We start from the raw sequence: 14,288 nt of genomic DNA, 5'->3' as shown, positions 1-14,288 counted from the left end.
AACTTAATTTTCATTAAAACACTCCTATGTCTGTAAAAAAATCCGATCCGAACAATTACTGGTATAAAGACGCAATCATTTACGAATTACATATCAAGGCATTTTTTGACAGTAACGGGGATGGTATTGGTGATTTTGACGGACTTCTTCAAAAACTGGATTACCTGGAAGACCTTGGAGTGACAGCCATCTGGCTCCTGCCTTTTTATCCTTCACCACTTAAAGATGATGGCTATGATATTGCCGATTATTACAGTATTAATCCGTCCTACGGTAATATTGATGATTTTAAACGCTTCATCAAAGAAGCCCACGACCGTGGTTTAAAAGTGATCACCGAGTTGGTCATTAATCATACTTCAGATCAGCATCCCTGGTTTCAAAGAGCCAGGAAAGCACCACCTGGTTCAGACGAACGAAATTATTATGTTTGGAGCGATGATCCCAAAAAATACAAAGATGCCCGTATCATATTTACCGATACCGAACCTTCCAACTGGAGTTGGGATGCCGAAGCAGAAGCTTATTATTGGCACCGCTTCTTCTCTCATCAACCCGATCTGAATTTTGAGAATCCCCAGGTGCAGCAGGAAGTATTTGATGTGCTTGATTACTGGTGTAAAATGGGAGTTGACGGCTTTCGGCTTGATGCGATTCCCTATTTGTTCGAAGAAGACGGTACCAATTGCGAAAATCTTCCGCAGACCCATGAATTTCTGAAAAAGCTTCGTGCACATGTAGACAAGAATTATGACGACAAGCTTTTGCTCGCCGAAGCCAATATGTGGCCGGAAGATTCCGCAGCCTATTTTGGAGACGGGGACGAATGCCATATGAATTACCATTTTCCCATCATGCCGCGGATGTTCATGGCGGTAAAAATGGAAGACCGCTACCCTATTATCGATATCATAGACCAGACTCCCGAAATTCCTGAAAATTGCCAGTGGGGAATCTTTTTAAGGAATCATGATGAATTAACCCTGGAGATGGTGACCGATGAGGAACGGGATTATATGTATAAAGTTTACACTAAGGATCCGCAGGCGAAGATCAATGTTGGGATCAGGCACCGGCTGGCACCCTTACTCGATAATAGTCGCAGCAAGATCGAATTGATGAATGTCCTGCTTTTTTCCCTGCCTGGAACTCCAATCGTTTATTACGGAGATGAAATTGGAATGGGAGACAACTTTTATCTTGGAGATCGTGATGGGGTAAGAACTCCAATGCAATGGACTGCTGATAGAAATGCAGGTTTTTCACTGGCTAATCCTCAAAAGTTATATCTGCCGCTAATCATTGATCCGGAATATAAGTACGAATCGATCAATGTTGAAACCCAGAAAATGATCTCCTCCTCCCTGCTCTGGTGGATGAAAAGGATCATAGGAATGCGGAAAAAATATAAGGCTTTCGGAAGAGGTAGTATTGAGTTTTTATCACCTTCCAATTCAAAAATCCTGGCATTTATAAGGTCGTATGAGTCTGAAGACATCCTTGTGCTTGCGAACCTTTCCAGGTTTACCCAACCTGCTGAAATTGACCTGGAAGATTATAAAGGTTATACACCTGTAGAGGTTTTCAGCCATAACAAATTCCCGGTTATCAGTGACCGCCCATATCTCTTCACACTTTCACCTCACGGCTATCACTGGTTTTCACTGGAAAAAGAAAGGGAACGCGTAAAAGGTGAATCTCAGATCCCGCTGTTGGAGATGGATTCGTGGAATAACCTGCTTAAGAACAGGAGTCTTCAGCATCTATCTGCAGAGATACTGCCTCCTTACCTTAAACACCGAAGCTGGTTCGAAAGCGGTGGAAGAACCATACAGGAAGTAAAAATCAAAGAAACAGTAGATGTCAAACTAAAGGATTTGCCGTCCAGGATTCTTATTCTGGAGGTAACTTACAATGAAGGACTACCAGAACTATACCAGCTCCCTGTTGCTTTTACTTCCAAAGACAATTCCAGTTTGCTTAATGAAATTCCGAAAAGAGGCTTTATCGCCGAAATCAAAATGGGGAAACAAAGCGGTTTTCTCTTTGATGCGGTTTACGCTGAAACTTACAGGGATTATCTTATTGGAGGTTTTAGGAATACGAAAAACGTCAAATCTGGTATTGAATTTTCTGGAGTAAAGGAAATCATTTCAGAGTTTGAGGAAGATCTGCGATCAGATCTTATAAACACAGAGCACAGGCAAACCATCATTACCTATAATAATCATATCATCCTGAAGCTTTTTAGAAGACTGGAACAGGTCTTTAATCCCGATGTGGAAACCATAAAATTCCTTTCAACCAGAACCGATTTTACCAGAATTTCAAAATATGCCGGTGCGATCAATTTCAAGCCTGGTTCAGGCAAGCCATACGTACTGGCCATGATCCAGAAAATGGAAGAAAACCAGGGAGAGGTCTGGACTCATGTAAAGGACTCGCTGGACAGGTATTTTGAAAAGGTCCTGACAAAAAAAGACCTGGATCTCGAAAGACCGGTTCAATATATAACTGAACCTTTGAGTTTCGAGGAATTCCCTGATTCCTTCAAAGAATTGCAGGGAGTTATTTTACCGGAGCGAATATACCAGCTTGGAGAATTCACTGCCGATCTTCATAAGGCGCTGTCTCAGCATCCTGATGATACCGATTTTGACAAGGAAGAATCTTCCCTGCACTATCAGCGCTCGCTGTTTTCAGGCTTACAAACGCTTACCAGGAATAGTCTGGATAATTTAAGATCGGTTTTAAAGCAGTTACCAACTGAAATTCAGGAGGAAGCAAAAGAGGTTCTGGACCTAAGAGCAGAGATCCTTAAGGTCTTCAAGAACATCTATAAGCATAAGATCCCGGTCATGAAGATAAGGACTCATGGCGATTATCACTTGAGACAGATACTGTGGACCGGTAAGGAATATATAATCAATAGTTTTGAGGGAGATCCTTCCAAATCCTTTAGTGAGCGGCGAATCAGGAGATCGGCCATGAGGGACCTGGCAGCCATGATACGTTCCTTACATTACGCCGCTTACAGCAATATTCTATCTCCGGAATATGATCAGCAGCGCAAGGAAGGTGATCTTGAGAAATGGGCAGAAACCTGGCATTATTATAACACCAGGTTGTTTATTAAAGGTTATTTTGATCAGGCCAGAGGCAGTGATTTTGTTCCAGCCGCAATGGAAGACTTCAAGATCCTCATGCATACTTTTCTTCTGGAAAAAGCTCTTAACGAACTCAATTACGAGATACAGAACAGGCCGCAATGGATCATAATTCCAATAAGAGGAATTAAGGAGGTTATCCAGTATTACGAGAAGTCATAAAGCCTTACTCCACGATATACATTTCGTTGGATGCCTTGATGTATTCCTGCGGATTAAAGGTGCTTTCGAAGCTATTTCGAACCAGGTCTAATTTTAAACTAAGATTCTGCATCTCATCCTTGAGATAGGGATCGTTTCTATACTTGGCGATAAGTTTCTCGTATTTATTCAGGTTTTCAAGGATTCGGAAGGTAAGCATCCCAAACCTGATCTTAAGATTCTGAACCCTTAGCATCTGGTCATGGTATTCCTGTTTCCAGTTTTCGGGGTTGCTGCTTCTTTCTTCTACGATCTTATTTTCTGCGATCTTGGAAATATCGAGAATATACTGGGTTCTTTTTTTAGCGTCGGTTTCGTTGGTGAAATTCTCGGTAAACTCAGCCTTCGAAATTCCTAGAATGTCTACCAGGTTATCTTTTATTGCCTTGTTCTGAAGATCCTTCAGCTCATTCAGGCTTTTATTGATCGCGTCCCATTCGGTTTCGATCAGATCCTTATCATGAGTAAATTGAGAGATGGAAGTTGTAAGTTTTAGCATATTCATGCTTTTTTCCTTCAATTCCTTATCGCGACGGTTCAACGAGCCTATAAACTGGCCGATCCCGTCCACAAGGCTACCGGCGAACATTCCGGTAAACGGGGTTCCTTTGGCAAGGTCGCCTGTTACCTGGAGCATATGGCTAAGCGCCGCAAGGCTGGCATTGTCTTCCTTTTGCTCGTTCACAAACTTTTGGAACTGCCCAAACCATTGCTGATATCCGTCATAATTCATTGGATTGCTTACTTCATCCAGGGTAGAATAAAATTCCCTTGAAGAGTTAAAAAGATTCAATGGTTTGATCTCCCGCTCCATGGAAGCAAGGTTAAGCACTGCTGAACTATAATTGTATTTATAAACACTGATGCTGTTCTTGTCTATCTCCTCCTGACGTTCTTCCAGGAATTTTACCCGTTCCAGCAATTTTTCAACCTTTTCAGATGCAGAATTCGTGGATTTAATGCTTTCGTCGAGGTTATTGATCTTGGAATCGATCTCTTTGATCCGGAATTCGAGATTCTGGCTAAGCAGGCTTCGTTCACGATTGAGTTCCTTAAGCACCTGTTCGGTAACCGTAGCATTGTCACTATCAGGAAAAATTTGAGCATTAGCCTGAATGCCAATGATCAAAAAAAGGATAAAGAAAATATGTTTCTTCATAGATTTAGATTTAAGTATTTCTACTAACGCTCCAGCAGGTTTCATATTTCATGCCATTCGCTAAATCCTTGCTATAACGGGTTTTTATAGAAGCTTACTGAAATAGTTCTTTAAGGAAAAGTGTGGAATTATTGATCAGATCTGGAAATACTTCCCATTCTGAGAAAAATGGGAAATGTGATCTTATGACGGTCCCCGAATTCAGCTCGCAGCTCTTTTTCAATGCGTTTAACGGGGTCTGAATGATGAATGTTTCGATAATGTTTAACCGAGGACCAGGTTCTTAAATATCCCAGGAAATGTTCAATAGACCACTCGTATTCCTTTGTAAACCCAGGTGTTTGAAGTTCGGTAAAAGGGAAGGGAATACTTTGGTAAGAATTATCCAGGTATTTTCGCTCCTCATCCCAGTATTTCCCAATTATTTCGGTGTAAAAATGATCGATGATCCTGTTTATCCTGTCATCGGAACGTACCAGGCCATATCCCATTATAACGATCAAACCACCCGGTTTAAGACAGCGATTCGCCTCGGCAAAGAATTCATCAAAACGGAACCAGTGAACAGCCTGCGCGCTGATAATCAAATCGAAACTATCATCTTTAAAATTGGTTTTTTCAGCGGGCTGAACCGAATATTGAATTCCGGGAGACCTGAAGGCATGCTTTAACTGATGACTGCTAATATCTGTAGCTTCAATGCTTTCAAAATATTTAGAAAGTGATCTGGACACCTGTCCATTTCCGGTTCCTACATCCCATGCCCTTTCGGTATGTTTTAGTTTTGAGATTATAAACTGGAAAACTTCTTCAGGATATGTTGGTCTGAATTTTAAATAGTCTTCTGAATTTTCTGAAAAGTTATCTTTCAAAATCAATCAATAATACTAGAAAATGTCATCTGTCTAAATTTCCAGGCGCTTTGATCGTCCAGAGGACCACGCGTTTGTTTAAGAAGGATACCTATGATTTTGGTTTCGGGATCTGCGAAATACTGGGTATTGAAATAGCCGCCCCATTCAAAAGTTCCCTCGCTTCCAAGACCACCCTTATCTTCACCTATTTCGGTAAGTACACCAAATGCCAGCCCGTAATAGGATTCCGGCCCGTTAAAAAGGTCGCCGCTATGATTGGCCATTATCATTTTTACCGTGTTCGGACTCAAGATCTGGTTACCATTATAAGATCCTTTGTTGAGGTACATCTGCAGAAATTTAGCATAATCCAGTGCAGTACTGGAAAGACCGGCACCTCCTGAAAAGAATGCTTTAGCTCCCTTGATGGGATATTCAGGATCGTAGCCTTCTTCACCTCCAAATTCTACCCATTTATTATCTGCTTTTTTCATAATTTGAACAAGCCTGTCTTCTTTTTCCTGCGGAAGATAAAAATAAGTATCATTCATGTTAAGAGGATCAAAGAGCTTTAGTTTTAAAAATTCATCGAAGTTCCTACCAGAGATGACTTCCACCAGGTAGCCCAGTACATCATAGCCTTCAGAATAAGTCCATTTTTCGAATGGCTCATGGTGAAGCGGAAGGGTGGCCAGTTTTTTAATGTTTTCACCTATTTCAACCGCTTCAGTGGTAAAAAGATCGGTGATACCTGATTTCGCATATATCTTCTTGAACCTGTCATCTCCATCTATCATTCCATAACCAATGCCAGAAGTATGCGTTAAAAGACTCCTTATGGTGATAGGAGATGCTGCAGGTTTGGTGGTATAGGAAGAATCTTTTTCATTAAAACTTTCAAGAATTACCGGATCTTTGAATTCAGGTATATATTTTGAAACAGGATCATCGAGGCGCAATTTCCCTTCTTCCCATAAGATCATAACTGCCGTGGCCGTTATCGCCTTGGTTTGCGAAGCGATCCTGAAAATATCATCTTTTTCCAGGTCCTCTCCTTGAATATTTGCATCTCCAAAGGCTTCATATAGAACAATTTTACCATCCCTGGCTATTAATGCCACCGCTCCAGGAATATTCTTGTTCTCAACCTGGGCTTCTAACATGGCGCTGATCTTTCCCAGTCGCTCGGAAGAAATTCCAACGCTTTCCGGGGATGCTTCTTCAAGTTTTTCCTGGGAATTTGCCGAAAAAACGAATAAACCTATGAAAAGATGCAATAATACTGACCTCATGAAAATGGTGGTTTAATAAAAAATTCCCTCTAAATTATACATTTTAAATTAAACAATTCATAAGAATAAGAATCCTTCAATCATTCACTTCAAATTGTTGGTGATTCACATCATAATAAGACTTAAATTCATTATATTGTATAAGTTTAGTTTCGAATTAAAAATACATTATTGTCATGAAAAGAACATTTAAAATTATGAAGGGATCAAAACGACTCCTTTTCACCCTCCTGGGTATACTTTTGGTGGCTGCACAAGGTTTTGCATTTCAACCTTCAGATATCAAGTATGTAGAATATAAAGGAGAAGTAGTCAACTCTTCTAACGGCCGGGGTATTTCCTCAGCCTATCTCGCCCTAAATAACAGTAACATTTCTACCATTACTAATTCTGATGGTGAATTTTCACTGAAAGTCCCGGAAGACCTTATAGAGGCTACCGTTACCATATCGGTACTCGGTTTCCAAAGCAAGACGCTTCCACTTACCTGTTTCAAATCGGAAGAGACCCGGATTGAACTGGATGAAACCGTGCAGGAACTGGATGAGGTAAGTTTATATAAGGCTACAAACGCCGAACTTTTGGTTAAAGAAATGCTTGATAAAAAAGATGAAAATTATCTTTCAGATGAGAGCCTGATGACCACATTCTACAGGGAAACCATTAAGAAAGGATGGAGCAACGTGGGACTGTCTGAAGCTATTGTCAAGATCCAGAAAAGCCCGTATAATAACGGAAAACGAGATATGGTTTCTATCTATAAGGCACGTAAGAGTGCAGATTATGATAAACTGGATACCGTGGCAGTTAAATTACGCGGAGGGCCATTCAATACGCTCTATCTCGATATGATGAAATACACAGAATATGTACTTCGTCCCGAAATGCTGGATAGTTATAAATTCACATTTACTGATCCTACCAAGATCAACGATCGATTCACCTATGTGGTTGAATTTACTGAAATGGATAAAACCGATCCTTGGTATTACGGTAAACTGTTCATCGACGCTGCAACATCTACCCTTGTAAAGGCAGACTATAGTTTGAACGTGGATAACAGGGATGTTGCCGCCAGCCTGTTCGTTAAAAAGAAACCAGGTGGATGTAAAGTATATCCTGTTGAACTCAACTACATGGTAGATTACGCTCAGGAGAACGGTAAATGGCATTATGCCTACGGTCGCGCCGAGCTTGAATATGTAGTAAACTGGAAAAAGAAGATCTTTAACTCCAGATATAAGATCAACAGCGAAATGGTAGTTACAGATTGGCAACCTGTTCAGGACGAAAACTGGAAAAGAAATAATGAGATCATCAATCCTAATATCGTAATGGTGGATGATGCGTCAGGTTTCTACGATTCCAATTTCTGGGGTAGCAACAATATCATTGAACCAGATAAATCCATCGAGAATGCCATCGAAAAGATCAAGCGAAACATGAATCAATAAAAGATAAAAACTCCGCAATTTGCGGAGTTTTTTTTATCATAATCTTATTCTTTTAGATTTCAACTTCCTTAGTGAATTCATCTTGTGGTGTTTTTACCTTTACGGTATAAGATCCAGCCGGTACTCTGGAAAAATCCAGGGTTTTTTTCATTACCTGGTCTTTACACCTAAAGTTACCTACTTCTACACCTTCAGAATCAAAGATCTGAACATACAAATTTAACTGTTCGGGGTTTGCTAGGTACAAATTCACTTTTTGACCTTCAATTTTAAAAGTAGGTTTAAAGGTTACACTTTCCAATCCAAGCTCCAGGCCGGCCTTAGATTTTTTGATGACCGAATTGCTGGTGCTGAACGTCTTATCCAGAACAAGCGTATACTCTCCATCCGGAAGTTCTTCAAATTTTAGTTTTCTGGTGTATATGCTATCACCAAAGAATCTATCCTTAAAAATAACCTCCCCTTCCTGGTTCAATAAACTAAGTATTGCATTGGGTTCGGTTTTTTTCATTTCAACGATCAGGTTTTCATTTTCACTGATCTTAAGATTCATCTCATCTGAAGCTTTTAAGCTAAAAATGAATAACAACATTAAACAGGTTACCAGGGTTTTTTTTGACTTTTTCATAAGCTTAAATTTTAAAAGATTAGAACTTCATTTAAAAATTCAACTCAAACTTAGGCCAAAACCTGTTTCGAGGATAGAAGACAATGAACCAGTTTATATACTATATTAACTTCAATTTGTTCAGTGAAAACGTTTTCGGGTAATTAACCATATAATAATGGTAATTTAGTATCATAATGGAAAGCTGGACTTCTATAATTTTAACCATAATTCTTTGTCTATGGGAACCGCACATAAACCTACGCTAGAAAAGATAGAACCGGGTTTTGGAAGTTCTTTTAGCTTTCGAACCTATCATCAGGATCCTAATAACAGGAAGAACACTTTCTGGCATTATCATCCTGAAATTGAACTTGTATTTGTAAATGGAGGTAGCGGGAAACGGCAAATTGGCAGTCATATTTCGTACTACAGGAATGGCGATCTTATTCTAATTGGTTCCAATTTACCGCACTGCAGTTTTACAGATAGCCTTACTGGTCACCAAAGCGAGTCTGTGATACAGTTAAAACCCGATTTTCTTGGAGAATCCTTCTTCGATATCACTGAAATGAAAGGAATCAAGAATCTTATGGAACGTGCCAAAAAGGGGATTGTGTATCATGGAGACACCAAAAGGTCTATAGGGCGTAAAATTGAAAAACTAAAAGACCTGGAACCCTTTCCAAGATTACTGGGGTTGCTTGATATCTTAAAACAGCTTGAAAAGGCTTCAAATTACACCATTTTGAATGCTGAAGGATTCATTCTTGAAACCGAATTTGAGGATAATGACCGAATTAATGTGATCTTCAATTTTGTAAAGGATGAATTTACCCGTCATATCGGCCTGGACGAGATAAGCAATAAGGTTAATATGACCAATCCTGCGTTTTGCAGGTACTTTAAGAAGATTACCGGGAAGACCTTTACTAGTTTTGTTAATGAATACCGGCTCGTACACGCGGCCAAACTGCTTCATGAAAAGCAGATTAGCATTACACAGGTATGTTTTGAAAGCGGGTTTAATAACTTCAGCCATTTCAACAAGCAGTTCAAGGAGTTTACGGGCAAGTCTCCCTCTGTGTACAGGAATGAATTAAAATTCTCGGTGTCTTAAAACAAAAAACCGTTCCCAGGAGGAACGGTTTTGTTCAATCAGGTTATTTTTTACTTTTTACTCATCCTGGTGCATAAAGCGTTGTTTGGCAAGTAATTCCTCCTCGCTTTCCACATGTTCATCATCTGGAACACAGCAATCTACTGGACAAACCGCAGCACATTGAGGTTCTTCATGAAAACCTTTACACTCGGTACATTTATCAGGAACTATATAATAGATCTCATCGCTTAAAGGCTCCTGCGCCTCATTGGCATTGGCTTCCTTACCGCTTGGAAGGACTACATTACCTTCCAGGTCGGTTCCATCTGCATACCTCCAGTCATCAGCACCTTCATAGATAGCCGTGTTTGGGCATTCAGGCTCGCAGGCTCCACAGTTTATACATTCATCGGTTATAACAATAGCCATAGCTCTTCTTTTTATTTGTAAATTTAAAAAACAGAAACAAAAGCGTCGCAGACTTTAAGAAAAATATGGTTTTAAGCCGTGGAAACTTTAATTTCGCGGAACAAATTTAAGATGCCCTTCACTCAAAACCAAAAAAGAGAATGACAATTGAAGATCACAAATCAAATCTAATCACACTGGGTAAGTTCCTGGGACAGTTTGGAGTTGCCGAATCTTTTAAAGATAAAAGCCTGCCAGGAAATGATCGATTTTTTTCAGAATTAGATGAAAAGATCGATTCAGCTGTGCATTATAATGGGTGGTTTAATCGCGAGAATGTCGTTTTTTCACTTCAGCAATGGAGCCAGGCTTTAACTTTTGAAAATATCAATGCCTGGTTAGATAGTTATGATCTGCGACAAAGTGGAGGAAAAACGGTTGGTATTATCATGGCCGGGAATATTCCATTAGTGGGATTCCACGATTTTATCTCGGTGCTCGTTTCAGGCCACAAGGTGTTGGCCAAACTTTCTTCCAACGATCAGCAAATACTTCCAGTGATCGCAGCCTACCTGATGGAACTGGACAACAGGTATGAAGACCGTATCTATTTCACCAAGGACAGAATGCAGGGTTTTGATGCGGTGATCGCAACCGGCAGCAATAATACGGCGCGATATTTTGAATATTATTTTAAAAATAAACCAAGCATTATCAGGAAGAATCGCAATTCTATAGCTGTTTTAACCGGGGAGGAAACCAGGGAGGAACTGGCTGATTTAGGAGAGGATATCTTCCGTTATTATGGTTTAGGCTGTAGAAATGTCTCGAAACTATTTGTTCCGGAAGATTACGATTTTGATGATTTCTTCAAATCGATCTACGACTGGAACCCCATCATAAACCGGGATAAATACGCCAATAATTACGATTATAATAAAGCGGTTTATCTCATGAGCGAATTCAAATTGCTCGAAAACGGTTTTCTTATCCTGAAGGAAGATAAAAGCTTTTCATCCCCTATCGCTACTCTGTTCTACGAAAAGTATAAGGATACAGAAAAGCTGAACCAAAACCTGCTGGAAAATTCTGAAAAGATTCAGTGTATCGTGAAAAATACCCCTGAAGAAGGAGAGGTTAAATTCGGTCAAACTCAAAAACCCAGGTTGTGGGATTATGCCGATGGGATAGATACCCTCAACTTTCTGTTAAAATTATAAGACTACAATTATAATTTTAATAACAGCAGTTCCTCTCAATTTTAGCATCTTTGTTAGATAATCAACTAATCCTTATGAAAAAGCATAATTTCAGCGCAGGCCCCTGTATTTTACCCCAGGAGGTATTTCAGGAGGCCTCCCAGGCTATTTTAGATTTTGATAATTCAGGTTTATCAATCCTTGAGATTTCTCACAGGAGCCCTGCATTTGTTGCGGTAATGGAAGAAGCCCGTTCCCTGGCCCTGGAATTACTGGGCCTGAAAGATAAAGGGTATAAAGCATTGTTCCTTCAGGGTGGAGCTAGCATGCAATTTTTAATGGCAGCCTATAACCTACTCGAGAAAAAAGCTGCCTACCTCAATACCGGAACCTGGTCTACCAAGGCCATTAAGGAAGCTAAATTGTTTGGAGAAGTTGTTGAAGTTGCATCATCTAAAGATCAAAATTTCAACTATATACCAAAATCCTTCAGCGTTCCCGATGACGCCGATTATTTCCACTGCACCAGCAATAATACCATCTTCGGAACCCAGATAAAGGATTTTCCGGTCACTTCGAAGCCTATGGTTTGCGACATGAGCAGCGACATATTTTCTAGGGAACTCAATTTCAGCAATTTCGACCTTATTTATGCCGGGGCCCAGAAAAATATGGGACCAGCCGGAACCACTCTCGTGGTGGTAAAAGAAGAAATTCTTGGTAAGGTTTCCCGTGCCATTCCTTCGATGATGGATTATTCGGTTCACATTGGAAAAGACAGTATGTTCAATACACCTTCAGTATACGCGGTTTATGTTTCCCTGTTGACCCTTAGGTGGATTAAAGCAAATGGTGGCATTAAAGCCATGCAGGAGCGAAATGATAAAAAAGCCGAGGTGATTTATGCTGAAATAGACCGAAACCCGCTTTTTAAAGGATTTGCGGCCAGGGAAGACCGCTCTCCAATGAATGCCACTTTCAATCTCACAGATGATAGTCATAAGGAGCAATTCGATAAGATGTGGAAAGAAGCCGGTGTGAATGGACTTAATGGACACAGAAGTGTTGGCGGCTACAGGGCTTCCATGTACAATGCGCTTCCACTCGAAAGTGTACAGGTAGTTGTTGACCTGATGAAGGAACTGGAAAGAAAAGTTTAAATATAAAAGAACACCTTATAAAATGAAGGTTTTAGCAAACGATGGCATTTCAAAAAGCGGAGAACGGAAACTTACCGAGGCAGGTTTTGAAGTGATCATTAAAAAAGTCTCCCAGGAGCAGTTAAAGGATTATATTAACGATAACGGCATAAACGTGCTACTTGTTCGTAGCGCAACCAAGGTTAGAAAGGATATCATTGACAATTGTCCATCTCTAAAAATGATAGGCCGTGGCGGTGTGGGTATGGATAATATCGATGTAGAGTACGCCCGTGAAAAAGGCCTGAAGGTTTTCAATACTCCGGCCGCATCCTCCAGCTCGGTTGCAGAACTTGTATTTGCGCATCTTTTTGGCGGAGCAAGGCAGCTTTATCATTCCAACCGAAACATGCCTTTGGAAGGTGAGTCGCGGTTTAAGGAATTGAAGAAGAGTTATGCTGGCGGAACCGAATTAAGGGGCAAAACTATAGGGATAATAGGTTTTGGAAGAATAGGTCGTGAAGTTGCTAAGATCGCACTGGGGATAGGTATGAAGGTTATTGCCAGCGATGATCATGTTGGGGAAGCCGAAATTGAACTGGAATTCTACAACCACCAAAGCATAAAGATCCCTATTAAAACAGAGCCGGTAAGTGAACTTATCAAGCATGCCGATTTTATTAGCCTTCATGTTCCGGCACAGAATAAGCCAATTATAGGAGCTGCTGAGATCGAAAAGATGAAGGATGGCGTAGGCATCATCAATACGGCACGTGGTGGAGTTCTGGACGAGAATGCGCTGCTGGATGCGATTGAGGCTGAAAAAGTCTCTTTTGCGGCTCTTGATGTTTATGAAAATGAACCAACGCCGGCAATCAGGCTTTTGATGAACGAAAGTATTTCATTGAGTCCGCATATAGGTGCGGCGACCACTGAAGCTCAGGAAAGAATAGGAATCGAGCTGGCCGATCAGATCATAGCGCACGCAGGGAAATAAACCGGATTTATAGATCTAAAAAGCCCTGATTTTTCGTATATTATTTAGGAAGTAAAACCTTAATTTTCAAAAAAAATGGCATCAATCTTAGATCTTTTAAATACGCAAACCGGTGAGGCGCTCATCAAAACTGCCAGTGATAAAACTACGGAAAGCAAAGAAACGGTTAGTGCCGCCTTAGGAATGGCTCTACCTTTATTGCTTAGCGCCATGAAGCGCAACCTGGATTCAGAAGAAGGCGCAGCCAGTTTGCATTCCGCCTTAAAAAATGAAAAACATAATGGGTCACTCCTGGAGCAATCTAACAGCCTGGACCCGGATTATCTACAAAATGAGGGAGAGAAAATCGTGAATCATATTCTTGGCGCTCAAAAGAAAGACCAGCTATCTTCGGCTTTGAGCCCTGCCCTGAATATCAAAAAGGACGATCTTTCAGCGATCATTCAAATGGCTGCCCCTATTCTACTTAGCATTCTGGGAAACCAGCAGCGAAAAGACGGGGTTGGCCCGGACGGGCTGAAAGACCTGCTTGGTACAGTTCTAGGCAGCAATACCAGCCACGACACCTCCTTGCTGGAAAGTTTACTGGACAAAGATGGCGATGGAAGCGTGATCGATGATATTGGAGGCATGATACTTGGTGGTAAAAAAGATAAATCCGGTGGAAGCATTCTTGGAGGCTTTACAGGAGGAAAATAGAATTATAAAT

General features: G+C 40.6%; 12 protein-coding genes. 7 read left to right on the top strand and 5 right to left on the bottom strand.

Annotation, left to right across the window (positions count from 1 at the left end):
* Positions 1–26: 26 nt before the first annotated feature.
* The gene (gene treS / locus MKO06_RS10380; RefSeq protein WP_241551104.1) at positions 27–3,329 is read left to right on the top strand and encodes a maltose alpha-D-glucosyltransferase; all 3,303 of its coding nucleotides are present in this window, start codon (positions 27–29) and stop codon (positions 3,327–3,329) included.
* 4 nt (positions 3,330–3,333) lie between these two features.
* Here the strand turns inward: treS and MKO06_RS10375 are convergent, their stop codons facing one another.
* The 3 genes from MKO06_RS10375 to MKO06_RS10365 form a co-directional block, all read right to left on the bottom strand.
* Positions 3,334–4,527, bottom strand: a complete 1,194-nt coding sequence (locus MKO06_RS10375) for a hypothetical protein (protein ID WP_241551103.1) — start codon at positions 4,525–4,527, stop codon at positions 3,334–3,336.
* Between the two features lie 128 nt (positions 4,528–4,655).
* Complete coding sequence (locus tag MKO06_RS10370; RefSeq protein ID WP_241551102.1) at positions 4,656–5,399, bottom strand: class I SAM-dependent methyltransferase; 744 nt, start codon at positions 5,397–5,399, stop codon at positions 4,656–4,658.
* Between the two features lie 2 nt (positions 5,400–5,401).
* Entirely contained in the window at positions 5,402–6,673 is a 1,272-nt protein-coding gene (locus tag MKO06_RS10365; RefSeq protein ID WP_241551101.1) for a serine hydrolase domain-containing protein, read from the bottom strand.
* A 197-nt stretch (positions 6,674–6,870) separates the two neighbouring features.
* Here MKO06_RS10365 and MKO06_RS10360 point away from each other — a divergent pair, with 197 nt between their 5' ends.
* Positions 6,871–8,127, top strand: coding sequence for a carboxypeptidase-like regulatory domain-containing protein (locus MKO06_RS10360; RefSeq protein ID WP_241551100.1), 1,257 nt, complete (start codon positions 6,871–6,873; stop codon positions 8,125–8,127).
* Between the two features lie 52 nt (positions 8,128–8,179).
* Here MKO06_RS10360 and MKO06_RS10355 read toward each other — a convergent pair whose 3' ends face one another.
* The gene (locus MKO06_RS10355) at positions 8,180–8,755 is read right to left on the bottom strand and encodes a T9SS type A sorting domain-containing protein (RefSeq protein ID WP_241551099.1); all 576 of its coding nucleotides are present in this window, start codon (positions 8,753–8,755) and stop codon (positions 8,180–8,182) included.
* Positions 8,756–8,975: 220 nt separating this feature from the next.
* On the opposite strand from MKO06_RS10355, the gene MKO06_RS10350 reads away from it, so the two are divergent.
* Entirely contained in the window at positions 8,976–9,854 is an 879-nt protein-coding gene (locus MKO06_RS10350; protein ID WP_241551098.1) for an AraC family transcriptional regulator, read from the top strand.
* Positions 9,855–9,911: 57 nt separating this feature from the next.
* Here the strand turns inward: MKO06_RS10350 and MKO06_RS10345 are convergent, their stop codons facing one another.
* Positions 9,912–10,265, bottom strand: a complete 354-nt coding sequence (locus MKO06_RS10345) for a 4Fe-4S dicluster domain-containing protein (protein WP_241551097.1) — start codon at positions 10,263–10,265, stop codon at positions 9,912–9,914.
* A 140-nt stretch (positions 10,266–10,405) separates the two neighbouring features.
* On the opposite strand from MKO06_RS10345, the gene MKO06_RS10340 reads away from it, so the two are divergent.
* From MKO06_RS10340 to MKO06_RS10325, 4 genes are all read left to right on the top strand, one after another.
* On the top strand, positions 10,406–11,464 hold the full coding sequence (locus MKO06_RS10340; protein WP_241551096.1) for an acyl-CoA reductase: 1,059 nt from the start codon (positions 10,406–10,408) through the stop codon (positions 11,462–11,464).
* A 74-nt stretch (positions 11,465–11,538) separates the two neighbouring features.
* Entirely contained in the window at positions 11,539–12,603 is a 1,065-nt protein-coding gene (gene serC, locus MKO06_RS10335) for a 3-phosphoserine/phosphohydroxythreonine transaminase (RefSeq protein WP_241551095.1), read from the top strand.
* Positions 12,604–12,625: 22 nt separating this feature from the next.
* Positions 12,626–13,579, top strand: a complete 954-nt coding sequence (locus MKO06_RS10330) for a D-2-hydroxyacid dehydrogenase (protein ID WP_241551094.1) — start codon at positions 12,626–12,628, stop codon at positions 13,577–13,579.
* 75 nt (positions 13,580–13,654) lie between these two features.
* Positions 13,655–14,278 carry a DUF937 domain-containing protein gene (locus MKO06_RS10325; protein ID WP_241551093.1) on the top strand — a complete coding sequence of 208 codons (624 nt, stop codon included), beginning with the start codon at positions 13,655–13,657 and terminating at the stop codon, positions 14,276–14,278.
* Positions 14,279–14,288 lie beyond the last annotated feature (10 nt).

This window comes from Christiangramia oceanisediminis, from assembly GCF_022570735.2.
Classification (GTDB): Bacteria; Bacteroidota; Bacteroidia; order Flavobacteriales; family Flavobacteriaceae; genus Christiangramia; species Christiangramia oceanisediminis.
Note: the sequence above shows the minus strand (reverse complement) of the source record. Positions and strands in the feature narration are given on the sequence as shown.